Source organism: Klebsiella sp. Sb-30 (assembly GCF_057652795.1).
In genome coordinates this window covers 2,836,520-2,859,403 of sequence record NZ_CM172749.1, presented here as the reverse complement: position 1 = coordinate 2,859,403, position 22,884 = coordinate 2,836,520, and the positions used below count along the sequence as shown (strand labels likewise).

Sequence of the window (22,884 nt, the reverse complement as noted above, 5' to 3'; positions counted from 1 at the left end):
TTATAACGCACAATGATCTTTTCCCTCTTTTCATGCCGTCGTCATCGCCGTCGCGGATGCGCCAGGCGCGTTTCCCGACGAAACTTCCTGTAGAATCATACCAATGCGCGTATAATTTCTGCTGAGCATATCAGGAGGTGGAATGAATATTGCGCAACATCTGGCGACGACCCTGAAAACGCTGCGTCAACAGCGGGGCTGGAGTCTGTCGCGACTGGCGGAAGAGACCGGGGTGTCAAAAGCGATGCTCGGGCAGGTTGAGCGAAATGAATCCAGCCCGACGGTAGCGACCTTGTGGAAAATCGCCACCGGTCTGAACGTGCCGTTCTCGGCGTTTATCGTGGCCGATGAATCGACGGCGCCGACCGCCTTTGACCCGCAGCAGCAGGCGATGGTGGTGACACCCCTTTTCCCGTGGGACCCGGAGCTGCGTTTTGACCACTTCTCGATTACGCTCGCCCCCGGGGCGCTCAGCGAATCCACGCCGCACGAGAAAGGGGTAATTGAACATGTGGTGGTGATCGGCGGCGTGCTGGATTTGTGTCTGCAGGGGGAGTGGCAGACGCTAACGAGCGGAGAAGGGCGGCGGTTTGCCGGCGATCTGGCGCATGCTTATCGTAACAGCGGCGCGCAAACGGCCCATTTTCACTCGCTGATTCATTATCCCAAAGAAAAAGCCGCGGGTATTTAACCTGCGGCCAATCAAATGATTAATGTAACCACTCACAACGTGACGAGGAAAATCCGGAATACGTGATGACTGTAACCGTAGACGTTTTGCGAAGGAAATACCTTTTCCTTCAATGCTTTGCTGGAAACTGAAAATTCACCTTTTCCGCGTGATGGAAAATGATTTCGTCTCTGCCCACTTCTGACTACAATAGCCGCCATTTCGACCCCCTATAACGGATAACGACGAGCGTATGCGCCTGCACAACCATCATCTTGAACTTCTTAGCCCCGCCCGCGATGTCGGGATCGCCCGTGAAGCGATTTTACACGGCGCAGACGCGGTTTATATCGGCGGACCGGGTTTCGGCGCACGCCACAACGCCAGCAACAGCCTCAGCGATATTGCCGGGCTGGTGCCTTTCGCCCATCGCTACGGCGCGAAAATCTTTGTGACGCTGAATACGATCCTGCACGATGATGAGCTGGAACCGGCGCAGCGACTGATTACCGACCTGTATGAAACCGGCGTTGATGCGCTGATCGTGCAGGATATGGGGGTGATGGAGCTGGATATTCCGCCTATTGAACTCCACGCCAGCACCCAGTGTGACATCCGCAGCGTCGAGAAGGCAAAATTCCTCTCCGACGTCGGTTTCAGCCAAATCGTGCTGGCGCGCGAGCTGAACCTGCAGCAGATTAAAGCGATTTACGACAACACCGACGCGACAATCGAGTTCTTTATTCACGGCGCTCTGTGCGTGGCCTATTCCGGGCAGTGCAATATCTCCCATGCCCAGACCGGGCGCAGCGCCAACCGCGGCGACTGCTCCCAGGCGTGCCGTTTACCGTATACCCTGAAAGATGATCAGGGTCGCGTGGTAGCCTATGAGAAACACCTCCTGTCGATGAAAGACAACGATCAGACCGCCAACCTGGCCCAGTTGATCGATGCCGGCGTGCGCTCCTTCAAAATTGAAGGGCGCTACAAAGATATGAGCTACGTGAAAAACATTACCGCGCACTATCGTCAGATGCTCGACGCGATTATTGAAGATCGCGGCGATCTGATGCGTTCGTCCGCCGGACGCACCGAACACTTTTTCGTTCCCTCCACCGACAAAACCTTCCATCGCGGCAGCACCGACTACTTTGTTAATGCGCGCAAAGGTGACATCGGCGCATTTGATTCGCCGAAATTTATCGGCCTGCCGGTGGGTGAAGTGCTGAAAGTGGCGAAAGACCACCTCGATGTTGAAGTGAGCGAAGCGCTGACCAACGGCGATGGCCTCAACGTGATGATTAAGCGCGAAATCGTCGGTTTCCGCGCCAACACGGTGGAAAAAACCGGCGAAAATCGCTATCGCGTCTGGCCGAACGAGATGCCGGCAGACCTGCATAAGGTCCGGCCGCGCCAGGTGCTGAACCGTAACCTCGACCATAACTGGCAGCAGGCTTTGCAAAAAACCTCCAGCGAGCGGCGAATTGCGGTGGATATCGACCTCAGCGGCTGGCAGGAGCAGCTGGTGCTGACGATGACCTGCGAAGATGGCGTCAGCGTCACCCACACCCTGGACGGCGAGTTTGCCGAAGCGACCCAGGCGGAGAAAGCGCTGGCGAACCTGCGGGACGGCGTGGCGAAGCTGGGACAGACGATCTATTTTGCCCGCGATGTGCAGATCAATCTCCCCGGCGCGCTGTTTGTGCCGAATAGCCTGCTGAACCAGCTGCGTCGGGAAACGGTAGAACGACTGGACGATGCGCGGGTGAAATCCGCGCCGCGCGGCCAGCGCAAAGCGGTTTCCGTCCCGCCGCCGGTTTACCCGGACACCCATCTGTCGTTCCTTGCCAACGTCTATAACCATAAGGCGCGTGCGTTTTACCAGCGCTATGGCGTGAAGCTGATCGATGCGGCCTATGAAGCGCATCAAGAGAAGGGCGACGTGCCGGTGATGATCACGAAACACTGTCTGCGTTTTGCCTTCAATTTATGCCCGAAGCAGGCCAAGGGATCGATTAAGAGCTGGAAAGCGACGCCAATGCAGCTCATTCACGGGGATGAAGTGCTGACGCTGAAATTCGACTGCCGTCCGTGCGAAATGCACGTTATCGGCAAAATGAAAAATCATATTTTGAAAATGCCGCTTCCGGGGAGCGTGGTTGCTTCGGTCAGCCCGGATGAGCTGTTGAAAACCCTGCCGAAGCGTAAAGGCGTCTGATCGACGGCAGACGCTACTGGCGGAAGTGCATTTTCGGTTTGCGCGCATTCTGCCAGTGGTGACGTTCGCGCAGATCGGCGGCGGCCTCGTCCCGCTGGCTGCGCAGTTCATCACTGTCGGCCTCGTGCAGCAGCTGCTGTTCGAGGCTTTGTACCGGGAAGTATTCATGTCCTTGTTTGCGGGCCAGCAGATGGCCGGAAAATAACGCACACATCAGCACGAATGCCGAAACGCATCTCCTGAGCATATCGATTTCCAGTGACAGACGAGTGGGGCTACTATGCTCTGAATTTCTTGAGCTTTATTATTGGGTTATCAAAGAAGAGCAAAGTCTGCGTCAGCCTTTCCTGACGAAAGGCGAAAAAAAGCCCGGCGCGATACACGCGTCGGGCCGAAGAGTGATTATTTTTTCGGCGGCAATGGATTGCCGTTGTGCTGGCCGTCTTTCGACGGCTGTTTGTTGCCCTGCGCGGACGACTTGCCTTTCGGCGGCTGTTTGCCGTTATGCGATGCGCCCTGTGCTGGCCGTTTACCGCTGTGCTGCTGCCGGTTCTTATCGTGGCCGTTATGCTGCTGGCCTGCGACCGCTTTCCCCGGAGGCGGCGGGGGATTATCGGCGGCAAACGCCAGGGAAGAGAGCGCAAACGACATCGCTGCGGATAACAAGACACTCTTTTTCATTACTACATCCTATATTTTTTATGTGCCTTGAGATTTCAGCAAATAAAAATGGAGAGACAATGGAGTTCTTGCTAATCAGCGTAATCCGCAGCGCCGGGGATTAAACTTTCAGCCCGGCCGCGGTCATTAAAAAACGAAAGAGCATACTGACTGCCCCCAGCGCCAGCACGCTGGTGCCCCACAGCGCGACCATCCATAATAGTTGCTTCAGTCGTGACTGATTCATCAATGATACCCCTCGCCATGTTGGACTTTGCCGCGAAACACGTAATAGCTCCAGAAGGTATAGCCGAGGATCACCGGAATAATCAGCAGGGCGCCTACCAGCATGAAACCCTGGCTCTGCGGCGGCGCGGCGGCCTGCCACAGCGTAATGCCCGGCGGGATAATATGCGGCCAGATACTGATCCCCAGACCGCTGAAGCCGAGAAACACCAGCCCCAGCGTCAGAATAAAGGGCAGCGCATGGCGATCAGGGTTGCGCAGATCCCGCCACAGCCAGGCGCCGAGCGCCACAACCAGCAGGGGAACCGGCAGCAGGAAAAAGAGGTTCGGCAGCGTGAACCAACGGGCGGCAATGGCCGGCTGCGCCAGCGGTGTCCACAGGCTAATGACGGCGATGGCGATCAGCAGCGCCAGTAGCAGCGTTCGCGAGGTATGGCGCATTTTGTCCTGCAGCGGATTTTCGCTTTTCATGACCAGCCAGGTGGCGCCCAGCAGCGCATAGGCAATGGTCAATCCCAGACCGCAGAACAGGGTGAACGGCGTCAGCCAGTCGAGCATTCCGCCGCTGAACGCGCGACCGCTTACCGAAAAGCCATTGATGACCGCCCCGACAACCACGCCCTGAGAAAAGGTGGCCAGCAGCGAGCCGCCGAGAAATGCGCGATCCCAGAACGGACGGTGTGACGGCGTTGCCTGGAAGCGAAACTCAAACGCCACGCCGCGAAAAATCAGGCCGATTAGCATTAACGTCAGCGGGATCGCCAGCGCATCGATAATCACCGCGTAGGCGAGGGGAAACGCGCCGAACAGCCCGGCGCCGCCAAGCACCAGCCAGGTTTCGTTGCCGTCCCAGACCGGCGCTACGCTGTTCACCATGACGTCGCGGTCTTCAGCATCGCGGGTGGCCGAGAACAAAATGCCGATCCCTAAATCGAAGCCATCCATCACGATGTACATCAGGGTGGCGAAGACGATAATGACGAACCAGATAACTGAGAGATCGATCCCCATTAGCGGGACTCCTTATGCTGAAAACCTTCCGTTGCCGCGGAGAGCGGGCGGGCCGGGGTACCGGAGAGCGGTGGATTGAAGGTCTGCGGGCCTTTGCGGATCAGGCGCAGCATATAGCTGTAGCCGACGCCAAATACCGAGCTATAGACGACGAAAAAGGTCAGCAGACTGAGAGTCATATGCAGGTCGCCATGGGCGGAGACGGCATCAGCAGTGCGCTGTACGCCATACACCACCCAGGGCTGACGGCCGACTTCGGTGGTGACCCAGCCTGCGAGAATGGCAATCAGCCCGGAAGGGCCCATCCACAGGGCAAAGCGCAGGAAGGGCTTCGACTGATACAGACGCTGGCGGTAGCGCAGCCACAGCGCCAGCGCCCCAAGCAGGATCATCAGCATGCCGAGTCCGGCCATCAGGCGAAATGACCAGAAGACAATGGTCGAGTTGGGGCGGTCTTGCGGCGCGAACTCTTTCAGGGCGGGCACCTGTTTGTCCAGACTATGCGTCAGGATCAGGCTACCGAGTGCCGGGATTTCAAGTCCGTAGCGGGTGCGCTCCTGCGCCATATCCGGCCAGCCGAACAGCAGCAGGGGCGTCGGTTCCCCCGGCCGGTTTTCCCAGTGTCCCTCGATGGCGGCAATTTTTGCCGGCTGATGTTTCAGGGTGTTCAGGCCGTGCATATCGCCAATCATCGCCTGGATGGGGGCAACGATAAGCGTCATCCACAGTGCCATTGAAAACATGGCGCGAATCGCCGGCGTGTTGTGACCGCGCAGCAGATGCCACGCTGCCGAGGCCCCGACGAACAGCGCGCTGCTGAGAAAAGCCGCCACCGTCATATGAAGCAGACGATACGGGAACGACGGGTTGAAGATAACCGCGAACCAGTCGACGGGAACCACCTGGCCGTTAACGATTTCGAACCCCTGCGGCGTCTGCATCCAGCTGTTGGAGGCGAGGATCCAGAAGGTCGAGATGATGGTCCCCAGCGCGACCATACAGGTGGCGAAAAAGTGCATGCCGGGACCGACGCGGTTCCAGCCAAAGAGCATGACCCCAAGGAACCCCGCCTCAAGGAAGAAGGCGGTCAGGACTTCATAAGTCAGCAGCGGGCCGGTAATACTGCCGGCAAACTCGGAAAAACCGCTCCAGTTGGTGCCGAACTGGTAGGCCATCACCAGACCGGAGACGACGCCCATGCCGAAGTTAACGGCGAAAATCTTTGACCAGAAGTGGTAAAGCGAGCGCCAGACAGGATTTTTTGTCTTCAGCCACAACCCTTCCAGTACCGCCAGATAGCTGGCCAGGCCGATGGTAATGGCAGGAAAGATAATGTGAAATGAGACGGTAAAGGCGAATTGAATTCGCGCCAGGTGGAATGCATCAAGACCGAACATGCAGAACTCCGCAAGAAAATTGATTCAGCGCAATTCTAGGCGGCGAGAGTTTCGGGTTGCAGAGGCAGAAAGGCTATTTTTTGTGATAACAGTTGCCTGACTGTTATGGCTTTTATCGCGGGAGCCAGCCTGTCGACGCGATGATGATGATCCCCGAGCGGCTTGTTGCTGCGGTCGGTCGGCCCGCAGGCAGGAGATAAAAGCGCGCCGCGTTACGCATGGGCAAATCCGCGGCGCAAAAAGCCTTAAAAGGCCTGTTGATAAAGCCGCAGCGCATCCTCCTCGTTGACCGTCACCGGGTTATTCACCAACAGCCGGGTTTGCTGCATGGCATCCCGGGCGAGCAGCGGCAGTTGAGCTTGATCTACCCCGACATCTCGCAAGCGCTGCGGTGCGCCGCTGGCAACGATAAGACGGGTCATTTCGGCGATGAATGCCGCGCTATCCCGTTGCACATCGCCGCAGGTCTGCAGCCCGATAGCCGCCGCAAGTTCTGCATACAGCGCCCCCGCCACGGGGGCATTGAAATGCAAAACGGGGATCAGCATCAGGGCGTTTGAGAGACCGTGGGGCACGTGATAGCGCCCGCCGAGTGGGTAAGCGAGCGCATGAACGGCCGCCACCGGCGCGTTGGCAAAGGCCTGACCGGCCAGCATCGCCCCGAGCAGCACTCCCTCGCGCGCCTCGCGATCTTGCCCGTGGCGACAGGCGTTGAGCAGATGACGAGTCATCAACCGCAGCGCTTCGCGGGCCAGCGCATCCGATAGCGGATTTTTTTGATGGGCGCTGGTGTAGGCTTCGATAGCATGGACCATAGCGTCAATTGCGGCAGCCGCGGTATGCACCGGAGGCAAACCGAGCGTCAGGTGGGCATCCAGCAGCACCACATCGCAATACAGCTGCGGGGCCACCACGCCCATTTTGCTGTTTTCACCGGTGGTGAGAATCGCGATGTTGGTTACTTCGGAGCCGGTTCCGGCGGTCGTCGGGATTTGCATCAGCGGCAGACGCGTCCCTTCGACCTTATCCATGCCGTACATCGCGTCGAGCGGCTGCTGCGACGGCGCGAGCACGGCGGCCATTTTCGCCACATCCAGCGAGGAGCCGCCGCCGATCCCAATGACCATATCGCAGCGTGCCTCACGGGCCTGTTCCGCCGCGCGCACGGCCAAATCGGCGGGCGGGTCGGCGACGACCCGGTCGAATCGGGTTATCGTATAGCCGCTGCGGCACAAGGCGTCTTCCACCGGTGCCAGCACGCCGGCGCTCACCAGCCCGGGATCGGTGACCAGTAAGATTCGCCGGGCCTGAAAGTAGCGCCGGACGATATCGCCCAGCCGCGCCGCGCCTTGCCATTCGACGAGTACGGTCCCGACGGTGGTGAAGGTGAAGGCCTTTCCTGATGGGGGCATACTGACTCCTTATCTGTCGTTGTCCGTCTGCGGAATTAAAAAGCTCTGCACCTCTTTTTTATCCAGCAACGGGGCAATCACTTCGAGGCCCAGGTGCTGAAAATGCGGGGTTGCCCGGTGCGCATCGAGCCCGCCTGCGTGACGATAGCGCTCGAGGATCACAAAGTGGCGACGATCTTCCAGGGACTGAAAGAAGGCATAGGAGAGATTGTCCGTCTCCTGACGGGTGGCTGCGGCGAGGGCGTGCAATGCGGTTGCCACGTTCTCAACCTCATCCGGACGCGTGTAGTAGTGGGCGATGACCTGTAGCTGCTGATTTCCCATAGAGAGCTCCGCGTTATTGCGATGAAAGGGGCAGATTCCACAGCGCACTGTCGCTGCTGGAGACTGCCGTCGCGCCGCTGGCAAGCGCCGCGCGGATTTGCGCTTCGTTACTGACAAATCCGGATGCGACAATTGGCGGCAGGCGCTGGCGATCGGCCTGCGGCAGCATGGCCAGCATCGGGGCCGGCATCAGCTGCACATAATCGGGCTCGCTCTGCTCCAGCGCATGCAGACTGCGCAGCCAGGTCGAACGGTCGGTGACAAAGATCTTTTGCATCGTCACCAGCCCGCTTTTTTTGGCCCGCTGCACGGTCTGCAGACGCGTGGAGAGCAGCCCCATGGCGCCGGTTTCGGCAATATAGTCGATCCCGCCTTTATCCTGCGACAGGCCGTTGCAGCTGTCGATATTGACGATCACATACTTGTCTGCCTTCGCCAGCAGGGTAATCACTGGCTGAAGTTTAATCAGATCGATATTGGCAATAATGCAGACCTGCGCCCGGCTGGTGAGCGCCACTTTTAACTGGTCGATGCCGTAGATCGCCATAATCATCGGGTGGCACGCCAGCTGCGTGCCGAGGTTTTTGATCATTGTTGACCTGCCGGGCGCGAAACGTATTCATCGCTCAACCCCAGTTTCCCCGGATTGAGAATACGGTGTGGATCGAGTGCGGCTTTGATCTCCGCCATCACCTTCAGGGTTTCACCTAAGGCGGCCTGCATATAAGGCGAACGTAATAAACCTACTCCATGATGATGGCTGAGAGACGCGTTGTGGCGAATCAGCACCGCGTTTGCCGCATCCCAGGCAGCGCGATACCAGGCCGCTCGCTCCTTAACGGCGACATCTCCGCGCAGCGAAAAGTAGAGACAGGCGCCATCGACGTAGGCGTGAGACTGATGGGCGGAGCCGGCGAGGGTACCCGGGACGGCGTTAATGGCGGCGACGACCTCCTCATAGATAGCGGCCAGATCGCGCCAGCGGCCAACCATCTCCAGGGTATCGGCCACCAGACCCGGGCTGCGGGCAAAGCCTTCGGCGCTCTTCCCGGTGAGATAGCGGGTATCCAGCCAACGCTCAAATATCGGATCGCTCTCCAGCGGCTGTCCCTGGCATTGCTCACAGACGCGCGCCGAGATGGCCAACACCGCGTCCACCAGCTCCTTTTCACCCTCATCGGCAATCAACAGAACGTTGGTCTCCGGTAAGGAGAACTGCACGCCGCTTTCGAGATTATCGTACAGCCGCAGGGCGGCGGGGGTTGCGCCATGCTGGAGGATCTGTCGGCAGGCTTCGAGGCCGTCGGCAAAGCTGGCGAAACCCCAGGCGATGGCGCGGCCATACTCCGGCAGGCGATGCAGTTTCAGGCGTACGCGCACAATGACGCCCAGCGTACCTTCAGAGCCGATAAACAGCTGCTGAATGTCCGGTCCGGTGGCGCTGCGCGGCGCACCGCCGACGGTAATTAAGCGCCCGTCAGCCAGCACCACATCCATGCCGTATACCATATCCTCAATTTTCCCGTAGCGGGTCGACAGTTGACCGGCGCCGCGACAGGCGACCCAGCCGCCCACCGTGCTGATGCCAAACGAAGAGGGCCAGTGGCCCATCGTCATGCCGTACTCCTGCTGAATGGTTTGCTCGAAGATATCGCCAAACATCCCGGCTTCTACCTCTACAATCTGGCTGTCCGGGTCAAAGCTCAGCAGCTGGTTGAGATCACAAACGTCGAGCACAATGCCGCCGCGTACCGGCAACGCGGCGCCGGTGACGTTGCTGCGTCCGGCGGAAACCGTTAGCGGCAGATGGTAGCGATGGGCGATGCTGACCACCTCCTGAACCTGTTCGACGCGGGAGACGCGGACGATAACCGCAATGGGGGTTGCCGGGTTGCCATCGGTCTCGGCGATCATCGAGCCGGCCCACCAGTCGCGGGTCCAGCTCACGACATCATGACGGGCGGTGAGCACCTCGTTGGCTACGCTGCGCAGCTGGTCTATCACGCTGTCACTCACAGTGACAGGGTCACGTTGCATACCGTCCCCGCAGCCCTCGGCCTGGCTTTGTGCGGCCCAACCCGGTGGCGTGTGGACGCCGACAAGATAATTACCGCGGTTATAACCACGTTTAATCGCTTCTTTACTGATCATTCTGCGCTCCCCATAAGGATGGATTTTTCATGTTTAACGGCGGCCCGGTAGGCGGCAATTTGCTGCGCAACGACTGCCGGGGCCAGGTTGAGTTCCTGCTGTAAGAGTTCGCCGACGCGGTCGGCGGCGGTCACCGAGGCATCCCGCGCCATCAGCCGGGCGCGTAAACGACGTGACAAAATGTCGTCGACGCTGCCGGCCAGCTCATGACGAATGGCGTAAATCACTTCGGCTTCGGTGTAGGGCAATCCGGCAATAATCGGCGTCTCTAACGCCGGGTTGGCGTGGATGAGGTCGCTGACAAAATGGGCTTCGGCGCCATAACGCTCGCCGAGGTGGGCGGAGAGCCCGCCGGAAGCGAGAATAGCCTGCGGATCGTAGCCGGCGGCGCCAAGTAAAAAGGCGCGTTTGGTGGAACAGGCGCGTTTGCGCCCCAGCAGTTTCGCGGCCACATCGACGGTCTGTTCCGCCATATGCCGGGATGTGGTCAGTTTGCCGCCGACAATCGTAATCAGGCCATCCGGCGCGACATCAATTTCGTGATTGCGTTTCAGCTCTACGGTTTTTCCGCCGGGGCTGCCTATCAGCGGGCGGCAGCCGGCAATACTGCCGACCACATCCTGCGCGGTGAGCTGGGTTTTGAGCGCGGAATTGGCTCCATCCAGCAGAAAATCCAGCTCTTCCCGGGTGCAGCACACATCGTCCAGATCACCGTGATAATCTTCATCGGTGGTGCCCAGATAGGAGACATTGCCCCAGCGGGTAATCGTCGCGCGGCGTTTGCGCCCGGCGACGGGGATGGTGACCGTGCAGTCATTGCGAATTTTGAGCCACGGAATCGCGACATGGACGCCTTTTGCCGGGCGGATTTGTAGCGCCGACGGGGCGCCTTTTTTCTGCCCATTCCAGTCGCGCAGCCACACGCCGGTGGCCATGATCACCACCCGGGCTTTGACCGCGATCTCGCGATCGTCGGCCCGGACCCGCGCGCCGTTCACTTTGCCATGACCATCGCGAGTCGTGTCGATCGCCTGGGCATGGTTCACCACCGCCGCCCCGTGAAATGCGGCGGTACGTACCAGGGCCAGCGTCAGCCGGGCGTCATCGACTCTGGCGTCAAAGTACATAAAGCCGCCGGAAAGCTGCTCTTCATTCAGCGTCGGACAGTGGGAGAGCACCTCCGCCGGCGTGAGTTTCTGGTGCAGAATGCCTTCTCGCCAGCCGCCGGCCAGATCGTAAGTCCACAGCAGGCTCTCAAAGGCGGAGGCCATGCGTTTGTCGAAAATGCCGTTTTTATCCAGCACCGGAAACATAAACGGCAGGCGCTGTACCAGATGGCGGGCATTGCGGCGCAGACGCTGACGCTCAAGCAGCGAGTGGCGCACCAGCCCTAAATTCCCCTGTTCGATATAGCGCAGGCCGCCGTGGACCATTTTTGATGATTTGGACGAGGTGCCGGAGGCAAAGTCGCTCTTTTCCACCAGCGCCACGCGGTAGCCGCGCAGGCTGGCGTCCAGCGCGGTGTAGGCACCGGTGACGCCGCCGCCGACAATCAAAATATCAAAGGTATCGCTGGCCAGCCGGTCCAGCTGTTCTTCGCGCTGCAGGCGCAGCGGGGCAGTGTCGAACATTTCGCTGCGCGCTTTGTTGGCTTTACGGGACGGAAAAAACTTCATCAACGCCTTTACTCCTGATTGTGGGATGAGGTGGCGGCCGTGGCCAGCTCCTGGGTGATGCGGCTCTCCCAGAGGGTTCGCTGCTGCCGACGGCATTCACTATCGATGGATGGCATAAATCGACGGGCGACCTGCACGGTCTGACAGGCCTCGTGTAATGAGTCCCACAGCAGACCGCCGGATCCGGCGAGAAACGCGGATCCTCGCAGGCTGGCGCGCGCCGTTTCGGCCATTCTGAGAACCGGAATGCCGCTCAGGTCGGCCTGGATTTGCATCAGGATGTCGCTGTTGGACATTCCGCCGCCCACCACCAGCTCACTGACGCTGAGGCCGGTGGCCTGTTCGTTGGCGCGAATGCAGGCGGCTACCGAATGGGCGATGCCTTCGAGAATCGCCCGGGCTATCTGCGCGCGGGTGGTGGAGATGGAAATCCCGTTTAGCGAGGCGCGGGCCTGCGGTTGCAGCACCGGAACCCGAAGCCCGGTTAGCGCCGGAATAAAGCTTACGCCGCCAGCGCTGGCGGTTTGCGCTGCCAGGTCGCTGATCTGCTCCGGCGTGGCGAACCAGCCCAGATTTTCACACACCCAGTTAAGGGCGGATCCGCTGGTAGGGACGAAGGTTTCGACGGAATAGTGGGCTTTACCGTGCTGGCGCCTGGCGGTCATCACCAGCGTGCTTTCACCGGCCTCGTGCAGTGTCGGGAGCCGGTCGCCAACCAGCAGATCGACAAAACTGCCGGTGCCGTGCATACACAAGGATTGACCGCGGGCGATGCAGCCCAGCCCGACGGCGCCGGCAAACTGATCGCCCATGCAGGCCAGTACCGGCACGGCGATGCCGAGCACCGATTTTCGCGAGGTGCCGAGCATCTCACCATCATCGACCAGGGTCGGTAACAGTCCGCTCGGGAAAGCCAGTTCCGCCAGCCACGGGGCGTAGTAACGGTGATCCCGCAGCTGATAGGCACCGGCCGAGGTGGCATTGGTCGGCGTGGACAGGCAGCGCCGCTCCTCGGTGAGATGCCAGAGCAGCCAGCTATCGATGGTCCCAAACATCAGGCGTCCGGCCCGGTGCGCCGCTGCGATCGCCGGGGTCTCGGCAATATGGCGGGCGGCCCACAGGTAAGGGGAGCGAATCCCCACCGGACGACCGGTGTGATTCAGCAGCGGTCGGTCCCATTCGCCGGCTTTATCCGCCAGTGTCCGGGCGTAGCGAGCATCCTGCCAGACCATCGCCGGCACCAGCGCCTGGCCGCTCTGGCGATCCCAGAGTACGGCGGTGGATCGCTGGGTGGCGATAGCCAGTGCCTGAATGTGCATGTTGCGGCTTTGCGCTTCGGCGATGGTCTTGCGACATACCGCCAGCGTCATAGTCAGAATCTCGTTGGCATCTTGTTCCACCACGCCGTGACGGGGGCTGACGACCCGAAGCGGGTGATATTCCAGACAGTGAACCTGTCCGTCCTGGCCGACGACCGCCGCGCGGGTGCCGGAGGTACCTTCATCAATGGACAGAATAACGTTTTGTGGTGAATTCATTTTGTGCCTCGGCCGGTTTCCTGCGCGACAGGCTGCAGGGGGGAACGGGAGAGTGGGGTAAATTGCGGCGCGCCAGGTTCGTTATCCGGCTGGATCGCAGTGCGCGTCGGATCCCAGGAGATAACGAAGCAGACGATGCTGGCGAAAAGCGGGACGGCCGACATGATCAAAAAGGTCGACTGTAATCCGTACATTTCACGAAAGATGGGGAAGACAAACAAACCGATGGCGGCGCCAATCGCCCCCAACGCACCGACGATGCCGTTGGCGCCGGCGCGTAATTCGCTGCGAAAGGAGAGAGAAGAGAGACTCTTACCGTTGGCGCCTGGACCGCCGGAATGAAACAGGATAAACAGAGCCGGTACCATCAGCGACGCCCACAGCGGCATGCGGTCGCTGAACAAACCGAGAGTGAGCAGCACCAGAAAAGCGATGGCGAAGCCGATAGCGGAGGAGCGGCGCAGACCGAGGCGACGACCGATCGACGGTGACAGAAAACCGCCGACAATGCCGAATATGTTAAAAAATAGTGAACCAAGCGTTGCGTAGACAAAGTTTTTACCGAACAGACTGGCGCTGATGACCGGGAGATACCAGCCCACGCCGAAATATTGAATCGACTGACAGATCTGCACTGTTGATGCCAGAATTGTCCGCGGTAAATAGACGCCGCGAAAAATAAGCACAACGTTTTTAATCCCTTTTTGCGCCTGGCCAATTATCGGTTTTTGTTCGCTGGCGGGGGCGAGAATAAAACGATCGCCATATATTTTTTGCATCGCTTTGACCGCGTCAGCCAGGCGCGATTTACGCGCTAACCACACCGGACTTTCAACCAGATAACGTATTTGCAGCAGTAAAATAATTATTCCACAGAGCGCCGTTGCGGCCACCGAATAGCGCCAGATAGTATCGCCGACCTGCCATGAATAAAATAACAACGCCAGCACCAGATTTAAGCAGACGGCGACATACCAGACCCCTTGCCAGGTGTTGAGCCGGCTTTTAAAACGCGCCGGGGTAAACTCCGCGAGCAGCGCCATCGCCACCGCAAAATCCATGCCGTAGGCGATGCCCACAAAGAATCGGCCGGTAAGTATCAAATTGAAATCAGGAGAGAAAGTGACGAGAAGGGCGCCGAGCACGGCGCATATTTTTGCCGCAATCAGCGGCGTGACCCGCCCCCAGCGGTCGGCGATCCAGCCGCCGACTGGATTAAAAATAATGGCAATCCATGAAGAAAAAGAGGTCAGCATCGCCACGTCCGTAGCGCTTAACTGTAAATCCCGGGTCATCGGATTGAGCCCGGCGCTTAATGCTGAATTAGAGAAGGCGTCTAAAAATAATCCACCGAGTGCCAGCCACCAGATAATGCCGGCTTTACCCGCAATATTCGGCTGCGCATCGATAAACTGAATAATATCATCAATGCCGCGAATATTTTTTTTGCTTGTATTTTTATGAACAGACATAGCGGTCCCCTTTGCAATACTCGAAAGAAGGCCGCTACATACAGGAAAGGCAATGAGAGACCATCTTAATGAATGACAGATAGTCTCTAATCTAAAATCTGTAGGCTGAACTCTAGAGCGCTGAACGGCGGGTGTCAAAGTGCCGGGAAAGCTTTACGCGCAATTTGTGACATGTAACTCATTTGTTAATCATTAGATCTAAAAAAATCGTCCGCGCCGATAGCGTCGGCAGCGGAAGTCGGCGCGGGCTGAGCTATAACAGTTTTTATAAACGGCTATTTTTTCATGGCTGATATACTATAGGCGCAAACCTGAACCGCGAGACTCCTCATGAAAAAGTATCAGCAGCTTGCGCAGCAGTTGACCGAACAGATTGCGCTCGGCGTCTGGCAACCCGGCGATCGGTTGCCTTCGTTACGCGAACAGGTGGTCAGCAGCGGGATGAGTTTTATGACCGTCAGCCACGCCTACCAGCTGCTGGAAAGCCAGGGCCGGATTATTGCCCGCCCGCAGTCCGGCTACTACGTGGCGCCAAAACCGGTCAGACTACGCCAGCCGCCACCGCCTGCGCAGGTGACCCGTGATGAATCGGTCGATATCAACACCTACATTTTTGAGGTGCTGCAGGCCAGCCGCCGGGCTTCGATGCTGCCCTTTGCCTCGGCATTTCCCGACCCGCGGCTGTTTCCGCTCCAGCAGCTTAATCGCTCGTTGGCGCAGGTGAGCAAAACTGCGACCGCCATGAGCGTCATTGAGAATCTGCCGCCGGGCAATGATGAGCTGCGTCACGCGATTGCCCGGCGCTACGCGCTGCAGGGGATGAACATTTCGCCGGATGAAATCGTGATTACCGCCGGTGCCCTGGAGGCGCTGAATCTCAGCCTGCAGGCGGTGACGGAGCCGGGCGACTGGGTGGTGGTGGAAAACCCCTGTTTTTACGGCGCGCTGCAGGCGCTGGAAAGGCTGCGGCTGAAAGCGCTGTCGGTGGCGACGGATGTCAAAGAGGGAATTGATTTAGCCGCGCTGGAGCAGGCGTTGCAGAGTTACCCGGTCAAGGCCTGCTGGCTGATGACCAACGGGCAAAACCCGCTCGGCTTTACCCTGAGTGCGGCGAAAAAGGCGCAGCTGGTGGATCTGCTGGCCCGCTATAACGTGGTGCTGATTGAAGACGATGTCTACAGTGAACTCTATTTTGGCCGCGAAAAACCGCTCCCCGCCAAATTCTGGGACCGGCAGGAGATGACGCTGCACTGCAGTTCGTTCTCAAAATGCCTGGTGCCCGGTTTTCGGATCGGCTGGGTGGCCGCCGGTAAACATGCCCGACGTATTCAGCAGCTGCAATTAATGAGCACGCTCTCCACCAGTTCGCCGATGCAGATGGCGCTGGTCGATTACCTCTCTACCCGGCGCTATGACGCCCATCTCCGCCGCCTGCGCCGCCAGCTTGCCGAGCGCAAACAGCAGGCCTGGCAGGCGCTGCTGCGCCATCTGCCCGCCGAGGTGAAAATCCATCACAGCGACAGCGGCTATTTTTTGTGGCTTGAACTGCCGGAAGGGGCCGATGCCGGTGAGCTGAGCGCCAGGGCATTGCGCGATAATATCAGTATTGCCCCCGGGAAAATGTTCTCTACCACCGCCAGCTGGACCTCTTTTTTCCGCTTTAATACCGCGTGGGGCTGGGGAGAAAGAGAAGAGCAAGGAGTTAAACGACTCGGCGAACTTATTCGCGAGCAGCTGAGCTAAAGAACTGATTTTTTATATACCGCTAAACAGCCGCTGCTGAAATAACTAAATATTATTATCAAACCCGGCCGGCTAATATTTTACCGGCCGTAGTCATAGGAAATACGCATAGCCGTATCCTGCCCCTAACTCCTTGTCTATAATCCATATTGTTGCCAGGTCTTCATCGATTTTTGTGGAATGCGCCCCTTGTCACAACCTGAATAAATTTCTCCAGGGGGCGTAAGTGCGCCGTCTATGGTTAAAAAGGGAGATATTTTTACGGCACGGCTGCCGCTAATTTTATTGTGACAGGAGTAACACCCGATGAGCAAAAAAATTGCCCGTGGCAGCCTCTATGCGCTGGGGATGGCGATCCTGACTGCGCAGGCCGCTGAGCCGCCCGCTTCGCTGGATAAAGGAGAAGGCCGACTCGATATTATCGCCTGGCCGGGCTATATCGAGCGTGGCCAGACGGATAAAAATTATGACTGGGTCACCCAGTTTGAAAAAGAGAGCGGATGTCAGGTGAATGTGAAAACGGCCGCCACGTCCGATGAGATGGTCAGCCTGATGGCGAAAGGAGGGTACGATCTGGTCACCGCTTCGGGTGACGCCTCTCTGCGCTTAATTATGGGCAAGCGGGTGCAGCCCATTAATACGGCCCTGATTACCAACTGGTCTAGCCTCGACCCGCGCGTTGAAAAAGGCGCCTGGTTTAACGTCGGCGGTAAAGTTTACGGCACCCCGTACCAGTGGGGGCCAAACCTGCTGATGTACAACACGAAAATATTCCCGACGCCGCCAGACAGCTGGAACGTGGTCTTTGTGGAGCAAAAACTCTCCGATGGTAAAAGTAATCAAGGGCGCGTTCAGGCCTACGACGGACCTATCTATATTGCCGATGCGGCGTTGTTCGTGAAAGCAACCCAGCCGCAGCTGGGCATTACCGATCCCTACCAGCTGACCGAAGCACAGTACCAGGCGGTGCTGAAGGTGTTGCGCGCTCAGCATGGGTTAATCCACCGCTACTGGCATGACACCACCGTTCAGATGAGCGACTTCAAAAATGAAGGCGTGGTGGCCTCGAGCGCCTGGCCATACCAGGCCAACGGCTTAAAAGCCGACGGCCAGCCGGTGGCCACCGTCTTCCCGAAAGAGGGGGTGACCGGCTGGGCGGATACCACGATGTTACATAGCGACGCCAGACACCCGGTGTGCGCCTATAAATGGATGAACTGGTCGCTGACGCCGAAGGTACAAGGCGACGTGGCGGCGTGGTTTGGCTCGTTGCCGGTGGTTCCGCAAGGCTGTAAGGCGAGTGCGCTACTGGGTGACAAAGGTTGCGAAACCAATGGCTACAACGAGTTCTCTAAAATTGCATTCTGGAAAACGCCGGTGGCCGAAGGGGGTAAATACGTGCCTTACAGCCGCTGGACGCAGGACTATATCGCGATTATGGGCGGCCGGTAATCGGCCGGAGGCGGAACATGACGTACGCGGTAGAGTTTCACAACGTCTCACGTTTCTATGGTGACGTTCGCGCGGTGGACGGCGTCAACATGGGGATCCGTGATGGCGAGTTTTTCTCCATGCTGGGGCCGTCCGGCTCCGGCAAAACCACCTGCCTGCGGCTGATCGCCGGATTTGAGCAGCTCTCCGGCGGGGCGATTTCCATTTACGGTCACAAGGCCAGTGAGCTGCCGCCGTGGCAGCGTGACGTGAATACCGTCTTTCAGGACTATGCGCTGTTTCCGCATATGTCGATCCTCGATAACGTTGCCTACGGGCTGATGGTCAAAGGTATCGGCAAAAAGGAGCGCCACTTTCGCGCGCAGGAGGCGCTGGAAAAGGTGGCCCTCGGGTTTGTGTACACGCGTAAACCGTCACAGCTCTCCGGCGGACAGCGGCAGCGGGTGGCGATTGCCCGTGCGCTGGTGAATGAACCGCGGGTGCTGCTGCTTGATGAGCCGCTCGGCGCGCTGGACTTAAAGCTGCGGGAGCAGATGCAGGTCGAACTGAAAAAACTCCAGCAGACGCTGGGGATCACCTTTATCTTCGTCACCCACGATCAGGGCGAAGCGCTGTCGATGTCCGATCGGGTGGCGGTCTTTAATAACGGGCGTATCGAGCAGGTTGATGCCCCGCACGACCTCTATCTGCGTCCTAAAACCGCGTTTGTCGCTGGTTTCGTCGGTACCGCGAACGTATTTGATAGCGATCTTGCCGCCCGCCTGTGCGGGATGCGCGGGGTCTGGTCACTGCGGCCGGAACATATTCGCCTGAACAGCGGCGGAGAAGTTCAGGTGCAGGGCGTGGTGCAGGCGGTTCAGTACCAGGGAGCGGCAACGCGTATCGAACTGAAGCTGGCGAATGGCGACAAGCTGCTGGTCAGCCTGGCGAACAGCGATGGCGGTATGGCATCCAGCGCGCCGCAGACCGGACAAACGGTGCTGGCTTCGTGGTCACGTTCGGCGATGGTGCCTTTGGAACAAGGGGGCTGAGATGACGATGGTCATTCCGCGCGCACCGTCCGGGCGTCTGTCCGCACTCTTCTGGCGCAGGCCATCGCTCGGCCTGTTCTTGCTCCTGCTGGGGCCGTTAATGTGGTTCGGCATTGTCTATCTGGGGTCGCTGCTGACTTTACTGTGGCAAAGCGTCTACACCTTTGATGATTTCACCATGTCGGTCACCACGGATCTGACGCTCGCCAACCTCAAAGCGCTGTTTAATCCGGCGAACTACGACATCATTGTCCGCACGCTGGTGATGGCGCTGTCGGTGACGATAGCCAGCGCGGTGCTGGCTTTGCCGATGTCGTGGTATATGGCTCGCTATACCCGCGGCAAAATGAAAGCATTCTTCTATATTGCCGTCATGCTGCCGATGTGGGCGAGCTATATCGTGAAGGCCTACGCCTGGACGTTACTGCTGGCGAAAGATGGCGTGGCGCAATGGTTTCTCGGGCATCTCGGGCTGGAGGGGGTGTTAAACCTGGTGCTGACGATTCCGGCGGTCGGCGGAAATACGCTGTCGACCTCAGGCCTCGGCCGTTTTCTGGTGTTTGTCTATATCTGGCTGCCGTTTATGATCCTGCCGGTACAGGCGGCGCTGGAACGCTTGCCGCCTTCGCTGCTACAGGCTTCCGCCGATCTTGGCGCCCGCCCGCGGCAGACCTTCCGCCACGTGGTGCTGCCGCTGGCGATCCCCGGCATTGCCGCCGGGTCGATTTTTACTTTCTCCCTGACGCTGGGGGACTTTATCGTTCCGCAGCTGGTGGGGCCGCCCGGCTTCTTTATTGGCAATATGGTCTATTCCCAGCAGGGGGCGATCGGCAACATGCCGATGGCGGCCGCATTTACCCTGGTACCGATTGTGCTGATTGCCCTTTATCTGGCGTTCGTGAAGCGCCTGGGAGCGTTCGATGCACTCTGAACGGGCACCGCTGTTCCTCAAAGTCGCCACCTGGGGCGGGGTGGTTTTCCTCCATTTTCCGCTGCTGATTATCGCGCTGTATGCTTTCAATACCGAAGATGCTGCCTTTAGCTTTCCGCCTCAAGGGCTGACGCTGCGCTGGTTCAGCGAGGCGGCAGGGCGCAGCGATATTATCGAGGCCGTGACGTTGTCACTTAAAATCGCCGCAATGTCGACGGCGATTGCGCTGGTACTTGGCACGTTGGCTGCAGGCGCATTATGGCGCAGTACGTTTTTTGGCAAAAACGCGGTGTCGTTACTGCTGCTGTTGCCGATCGCGCTGCCGGGGATTATCACCGGACTTGCGCTGCTGACGGCCTTTAAGGAGGTCAATCTGGAACCTGGCCTGCTCACTATCGTCGTGGGGCATGCCACGTTTTGCGTGGTGGTGGTGTTCAACAATGTCATCGCCCGTTTTCGCCGGACATCGTGGAGTCTGGTGGAGGCATCAATGGATTTAGGCGCCACGGGCTGGCAGACCTTTCGCTATGTGGTGCTGCCGAATCTGGGATCGGCGCTGCTGGCGGGGGGAATGCTGGCGTTCGCCTTATCGTTTGATGAAATTATCGTCACCACGTTTACCGCCGGGCATGAGCGTACCTTACCGCTGTGGTTGTTGAATCAGCTGGGGCGCCCGCGCGATGTACCGGTAACTAACGTGGTCGCGCTGCTGGTGATGCTGGTGACGACGATACCCATTTTGGGGGCCTGGTGGCTTACCCGTGATAGCGACATGAGTGCTGAAAACAGTAAATAATTCATTTCTACAGGATAATGCTATGCAACATAACCTTTTGATTAACGGTGAGTTAGTGGCGGGTGAAGGCGAAATGGTGCCAGTATTCAATCCTGCTAATGGTGAGGTCATTCTGGAGATTGCAGAAGCCACGGAGGCCCAGGTCAACGCGGCGGTTGAGGCAGCGGATCGGGCCTTTGTCAGCTGGAGCCAGACGACGCCGAAAACTCGCGCGGACTCTCTGTTAAAGCTGGCGGAGGCGATTACCGATCACGCGGAGGCGCTGGCGAAGCTGGAATCCTTAAACTGCGGCAAACCGCTGCACTGCGTGATGAACGACGAGCTGCCCGCCGTCGCCGATGTGTTCCGCTTCTTTGCCGGCGCGGCGCGCTGTCTGCCGGGTATGGCGGCGGGGGAATATCTGGAGGGGCATACCTCGATGATTCGCCGGGATCCGGTTGGCGTGGTGGCCTCTATCGCACCGTGGAACTATCCGTTAATGATGGCGGCGTGGAAGCTGGCGCCGGCGCTGGCAGCCGGCAACTGCGTGGTCATCAAACCGTCAGAGATTACGCCGCTGACGGCGCTGAAGCTGGCTGAGCTGGCCAGAGAGATTCTCCCTGCCGGCGTGCTGAACGTGCTGTTTGGTCGTGGTAAAACCGTGGGCGATCCGCTGACCGGCCATTCGAAGGTGCGCATGGTGTCGCTCACCGGCTCGATTGCCACCGGCGCCCATATTATCGGCCATACGGCCTCGTCGATAAAACGTACGCACATGGAACTGGGCGGCAAAGCGCCGGTGATCGTGTTTGACGATGCGGATATCGATGCCGTCGTGGAGGGGGTGAGGACCTTCGGTTTTTATAATGCTGGTCAGGATTGTACCGCAGCCTGTCGTATTTATGCCCAGCAGGGTATCTACGATCGGCTGGTGGAGAAACTGGGCGCGGCCGTGGCTACGCTGAAAATTGGCCAGCCGGACGACCCTGCTACTGAACTGGGGCCGCTGAGCTCGCAGGCGCATCTGGAGCGGGTCAGCGCAGCCGTTGAAGCTGCCCGCGCATTACCGCATATCCAGGTGGTGACCGGAGGAAACCCGGCGACTGGCAAGGGATATTTCTATCAACCGACGCTGCTGGCGGGCGCCAGGCAAGATGATGATATTGTTCAACGTGAGGTGTTTGGTCCGGTGGTCAGCGTGACCTCGTTCAGCGATGAAGATCAGGTGCTGGCATGGGCCAATGATTCCCAATACGGCCTGGCTTCGTCGGTATGGACCCGCGATGTGGGCAGGGCTCATCGTCTGAGCGCGCGTCTGCAGTACGGCTGTACCTGGGTTAATACCCACTTTATGCTGGTCAGCGAGATGCCGCACGGCGGACAGAAACTCTCCGGCTATGGGAAGGATATGTCGATGTATGGTCTGGAAGACTACACCGTCGTGCGTCATGTGATGATAAAACACTAAGTGCCGACAGAAGCCGGGTGCCTGTTGCCGGCATAGAGATAAAAAGCCGCCTGCGGGCGGTTTTTTTACTGCCGCCGCGCGATAGGGAGATAAAACGCTGAACCGTGAACTGCGAAGGTGCCATTCGGAGATTGTCGTCGCGCTATGGCTAACTGAACTGTCTATGGAGCGCAGCAAGAGAAGAGATTAATGATCACATCTGGCTTTAACATCGCCGATAAAAGATGCGACGGCATCCTGTAAGACGTTATTTTTGTTGGTTCTGTTAAGCGTCATTAGCGCTTTTGTCTCATCGGTGGAAATTTGCCATGTCTGGATAGTCAGCCCCAGATCCGTGGCATAGGTTCCCGTCATGGCCGTTGGACTTACCACGGTGTAATTCATGATGCTGTCGGTGACGGAAGGGGATTTTTTATCAATGTTCACCACAAACACTTTTCCCGCGAAACCATCGTTTTTAATGGCATATTGATCGTTCTCATGGGCGCCAGAACCCCGCAAGTTTTCAATAACCCAGCATCCCGCATCGGCGGATGAAGCGGCCAGAAGCAGGAGGCAACCGAGAAAATAGGTCCGCGCCATTATTCATTGTTCCTTGTCGTGACAATCTGAAGGGGGCCGATGAAATACTGGCCGCCAATCTAATGCTAAATATTGCCTGTTTTCACATGCAAATACATTAGCAAAGCCGGGAAATGGCTATCAGTTT

At 58.4% G+C, this 22,884-nt stretch carries 21 protein-coding genes; 8 read left to right on the top strand and 13 right to left on the bottom strand.

Annotated elements, in window-relative coordinates; translation table 11 throughout:
• Positions 1-142: 142 nt before the first annotated feature.
• Together AC236I_RS13410 and AC236I_RS13405 are read left to right on the top strand one after the other, a co-directional pair.
• Positions 143-691, top strand: a complete 549-nt coding sequence (locus AC236I_RS13410) for a helix-turn-helix domain-containing protein (RefSeq protein WP_004861492.1) — start codon at positions 143-145, stop codon at positions 689-691.
• Positions 692-923: 232 nt separating this feature from the next.
• Positions 924-2,888 (top strand): peptidase U32 family protein, encoded by a 1,965-nt coding sequence (locus tag AC236I_RS13405; RefSeq protein WP_004861495.1) that lies wholly within the window; start codon positions 924-926, stop codon positions 2,886-2,888.
• A 13-nt stretch (positions 2,889-2,901) separates the two neighbouring features.
• On the opposite strand, the gene AC236I_RS13400 is transcribed toward AC236I_RS13405, so the two are convergent.
• The 12 genes from AC236I_RS13400 to AC236I_RS13345 all read right to left on the bottom strand — a co-directional run bounded on the left by AC236I_RS13400 (position 2,902) and on the right by AC236I_RS13345 (position 14,775).
• Positions 2,902-3,135: a DUF2554 family protein gene (locus AC236I_RS13400; protein ID WP_004861498.1), complete on the bottom strand. Its 234-nt coding sequence runs from the start codon at positions 3,133-3,135 to the stop codon at positions 2,902-2,904.
• Between the two features lie 155 nt (positions 3,136-3,290).
• Positions 3,291-3,569: a hypothetical protein gene (locus AC236I_RS13395; RefSeq protein WP_064357100.1), complete on the bottom strand. Its 279-nt coding sequence runs from the start codon at positions 3,567-3,569 to the stop codon at positions 3,291-3,293.
• 100 nt (positions 3,570-3,669) lie between these two features.
• Positions 3,670-3,795 (bottom strand): DUF2474 domain-containing protein, encoded by a 126-nt coding sequence (locus AC236I_RS13390; RefSeq protein ID WP_004861503.1) that lies wholly within the window; start codon positions 3,793-3,795, stop codon positions 3,670-3,672.
• On the bottom strand, positions 3,795-4,805 hold the full coding sequence (gene cydB, locus AC236I_RS13385; RefSeq protein WP_015584426.1) for a cytochrome d ubiquinol oxidase subunit II: 1,011 nt from the start codon (positions 4,803-4,805) through the stop codon (positions 3,795-3,797). Before cydB ends, AC236I_RS13390 begins: the two co-directional genes overlap by 1 nt.
• A complete protein-coding gene (locus AC236I_RS13380) occupies positions 4,805-6,202 on the bottom strand; it encodes a cytochrome ubiquinol oxidase subunit I (RefSeq protein WP_015584425.1) in 1,398 nt (465 codons plus the stop codon). Before AC236I_RS13380 ends, cydB begins: the two co-directional genes overlap by 1 nt.
• Before the next feature lie 245 nt (positions 6,203-6,447).
• A complete protein-coding gene (locus AC236I_RS13375; RefSeq protein ID WP_032717383.1) occupies positions 6,448-7,614 on the bottom strand; it encodes an iron-containing alcohol dehydrogenase in 1,167 nt (388 codons plus the stop codon).
• A gap of 9 nt (positions 7,615-7,623) precedes the next feature.
• On the bottom strand, positions 7,624-7,938 hold the full coding sequence (locus AC236I_RS13370; protein WP_004861516.1) for a putative quinol monooxygenase: 315 nt from the start codon (positions 7,936-7,938) through the stop codon (positions 7,624-7,626).
• 13 nt (positions 7,939-7,951) lie between these two features.
• Positions 7,952-8,530 carry a glycerol-3-phosphate responsive antiterminator gene (locus AC236I_RS13365; RefSeq protein ID WP_004861517.1) on the bottom strand — a complete coding sequence of 193 codons (579 nt, stop codon included), beginning with the start codon at positions 8,528-8,530 and terminating at the stop codon, positions 7,952-7,954.
• Positions 8,527-10,089 (bottom strand): FAD-binding oxidoreductase, encoded by a 1,563-nt coding sequence (locus AC236I_RS13360; RefSeq protein ID WP_128320784.1) that lies wholly within the window; start codon positions 10,087-10,089, stop codon positions 8,527-8,529. The genes AC236I_RS13365 and AC236I_RS13360 overlap by 4 nt, the downstream gene beginning before the upstream one ends.
• Complete coding sequence (locus tag AC236I_RS13355; RefSeq protein WP_305840649.1) at positions 10,086-11,765, bottom strand: glycerol-3-phosphate dehydrogenase/oxidase; 1,680 nt, start codon at positions 11,763-11,765, stop codon at positions 10,086-10,088. Before AC236I_RS13355 ends, AC236I_RS13360 begins: the two co-directional genes overlap by 4 nt.
• Positions 11,766-11,773: 8 nt before the next feature.
• Entirely contained in the window at positions 11,774-13,303 is a 1,530-nt protein-coding gene (locus AC236I_RS13350; protein ID WP_487608517.1) for an FGGY family carbohydrate kinase, read from the bottom strand.
• Positions 13,300-14,775 carry an MFS transporter gene (locus AC236I_RS13345; protein ID WP_004861530.1) on the bottom strand — a complete coding sequence of 492 codons (1,476 nt, stop codon included), beginning with the start codon at positions 14,773-14,775 and terminating at the stop codon, positions 13,300-13,302. The genes AC236I_RS13350 and AC236I_RS13345 overlap by 4 nt, the downstream gene beginning before the upstream one ends.
• 330 nt (positions 14,776-15,105) lie before the next feature.
• Here AC236I_RS13345 and AC236I_RS13340 point away from each other — a divergent pair, with 330 nt between their 5' ends.
• From AC236I_RS13340 to patD, 6 genes are all read left to right on the top strand, one after another.
• Positions 15,106-16,518, top strand: coding sequence for an aminotransferase-like domain-containing protein (locus AC236I_RS13340; protein ID WP_004861535.1), 1,413 nt, complete (start codon positions 15,106-15,108; stop codon positions 16,516-16,518).
• Between the two features lie 306 nt (positions 16,519-16,824).
• Positions 16,825-17,970, top strand: coding sequence for a putative ABC transporter substrate-binding protein YdcS (gene ydcS, locus AC236I_RS13335; RefSeq protein ID WP_004861538.1), 1,146 nt, complete (start codon positions 16,825-16,827; stop codon positions 17,968-17,970).
• A 17-nt stretch (positions 17,971-17,987) separates the two neighbouring features.
• Positions 17,988-19,001: an ABC transporter ATP-binding protein gene (locus AC236I_RS13330; protein WP_004861541.1), complete on the top strand. Its 1,014-nt coding sequence runs from the start codon at positions 17,988-17,990 to the stop codon at positions 18,999-19,001.
• Position 19,002: 1 nt separating this feature from the next.
• The gene (locus tag AC236I_RS13325) at positions 19,003-19,932 is read left to right on the top strand and encodes an ABC transporter permease (RefSeq protein ID WP_004861543.1); all 930 of its coding nucleotides are present in this window, start codon (positions 19,003-19,005) and stop codon (positions 19,930-19,932) included.
• Complete coding sequence (locus AC236I_RS13320; RefSeq protein ID WP_004861545.1) at positions 19,922-20,728, top strand: ABC transporter permease; 807 nt, start codon at positions 19,922-19,924, stop codon at positions 20,726-20,728. The genes AC236I_RS13325 and AC236I_RS13320 overlap by 11 nt, the downstream gene beginning before the upstream one ends.
• Positions 20,729-20,750: 22 nt before the next feature.
• On the top strand, positions 20,751-22,175 hold the full coding sequence (patD, locus tag AC236I_RS13315) for an aminobutyraldehyde dehydrogenase (RefSeq protein ID WP_064367539.1): 1,425 nt from the start codon (positions 20,751-20,753) through the stop codon (positions 22,173-22,175).
• Between the two features lie 186 nt (positions 22,176-22,361).
• Here patD and AC236I_RS13310 read toward each other — a convergent pair whose 3' ends face one another.
• On the bottom strand, positions 22,362-22,757 hold the full coding sequence (locus AC236I_RS13310) for a hypothetical protein (RefSeq protein WP_064367540.1): 396 nt from the start codon (positions 22,755-22,757) through the stop codon (positions 22,362-22,364).
• Positions 22,758-22,884 lie beyond the last annotated feature (127 nt).

Coding starts and splice junctions, on each gene's coding strand:
- cydB (WP_015584426.1), bottom strand. CDS start 4,805: ATGGGGATCGATCTCTCAGTTATCTGGTTCGTCATTATCGTCTTCGCC.
- AC236I_RS13330 (WP_004861541.1), top strand. CDS start 17,988: ATGACGTACGCGGTAGAGTTTCACAACGTCTCACGTTTCTATGGTGAC.
- AC236I_RS13410 (WP_004861492.1), top strand. CDS start 143: ATGAATATTGCGCAACATCTGGCGACGACCCTGAAAACGCTGCGTCAA.
- AC236I_RS13375 (WP_032717383.1), bottom strand. CDS start 7,614: ATGCCCCCATCAGGAAAGGCCTTCACCTTCACCACCGTCGGGACCGTA.
- AC236I_RS13370 (WP_004861516.1), bottom strand. CDS start 7,938: ATGGGAAATCAGCAGCTACAGGTCATCGCCCACTACTACACGCGTCCG.
- AC236I_RS13380 (WP_015584425.1), bottom strand. CDS start 6,202: ATGTTCGGTCTTGATGCATTCCACCTGGCGCGAATTCAATTCGCCTTT.
- AC236I_RS13340 (WP_004861535.1), top strand. CDS start 15,106: ATGAAAAAGTATCAGCAGCTTGCGCAGCAGTTGACCGAACAGATTGCG.
- AC236I_RS13395 (WP_064357100.1), bottom strand. CDS start 3,569: ATGAAAAAGAGTGTCTTGTTATCCGCAGCGATGTCGTTTGCGCTCTCT.
- AC236I_RS13325 (WP_004861543.1), top strand. CDS start 19,003: ATGACGATGGTCATTCCGCGCGCACCGTCCGGGCGTCTGTCCGCACTC.
- AC236I_RS13345 (WP_004861530.1), bottom strand. CDS start 14,775: ATGTCTGTTCATAAAAATACAAGCAAAAAAAATATTCGCGGCATTGAT.
- AC236I_RS13365 (WP_004861517.1), bottom strand. CDS start 8,530: ATGATCAAAAACCTCGGCACGCAGCTGGCGTGCCACCCGATGATTATG.
- AC236I_RS13400 (WP_004861498.1), bottom strand. CDS start 3,135: ATGCTCAGGAGATGCGTTTCGGCATTCGTGCTGATGTGTGCGTTATTT.
- AC236I_RS13355 (WP_305840649.1), bottom strand. CDS start 11,765: ATGAAGTTTTTTCCGTCCCGTAAAGCCAACAAAGCGCGCAGCGAAATG.
- ydcS (WP_004861538.1), top strand. CDS start 16,825: ATGAGCAAAAAAATTGCCCGTGGCAGCCTCTATGCGCTGGGGATGGCG.
- AC236I_RS13320 (WP_004861545.1), top strand. CDS start 19,922: ATGCACTCTGAACGGGCACCGCTGTTCCTCAAAGTCGCCACCTGGGGC.
- AC236I_RS13350 (WP_487608517.1), bottom strand. CDS start 13,303: ATGAATTCACCACAAAACGTTATTCTGTCCATTGATGAAGGTACCTCC.
- AC236I_RS13390 (WP_004861503.1), bottom strand. CDS start 3,795: ATGAATCAGTCACGACTGAAGCAACTATTATGGATGGTCGCGCTGTGG.
- AC236I_RS13405 (WP_004861495.1), top strand. CDS start 924: ATGCGCCTGCACAACCATCATCTTGAACTTCTTAGCCCCGCCCGCGAT.
- AC236I_RS13310 (WP_064367540.1), bottom strand. CDS start 22,757: ATGGCGCGGACCTATTTTCTCGGTTGCCTCCTGCTTCTGGCCGCTTCA.
- AC236I_RS13360 (WP_128320784.1), bottom strand. CDS start 10,089: ATGATCAGTAAAGAAGCGATTAAACGTGGTTATAACCGCGGTAATTAT.
- patD (WP_064367539.1), top strand. CDS start 20,751: ATGCAACATAACCTTTTGATTAACGGTGAGTTAGTGGCGGGTGAAGGC.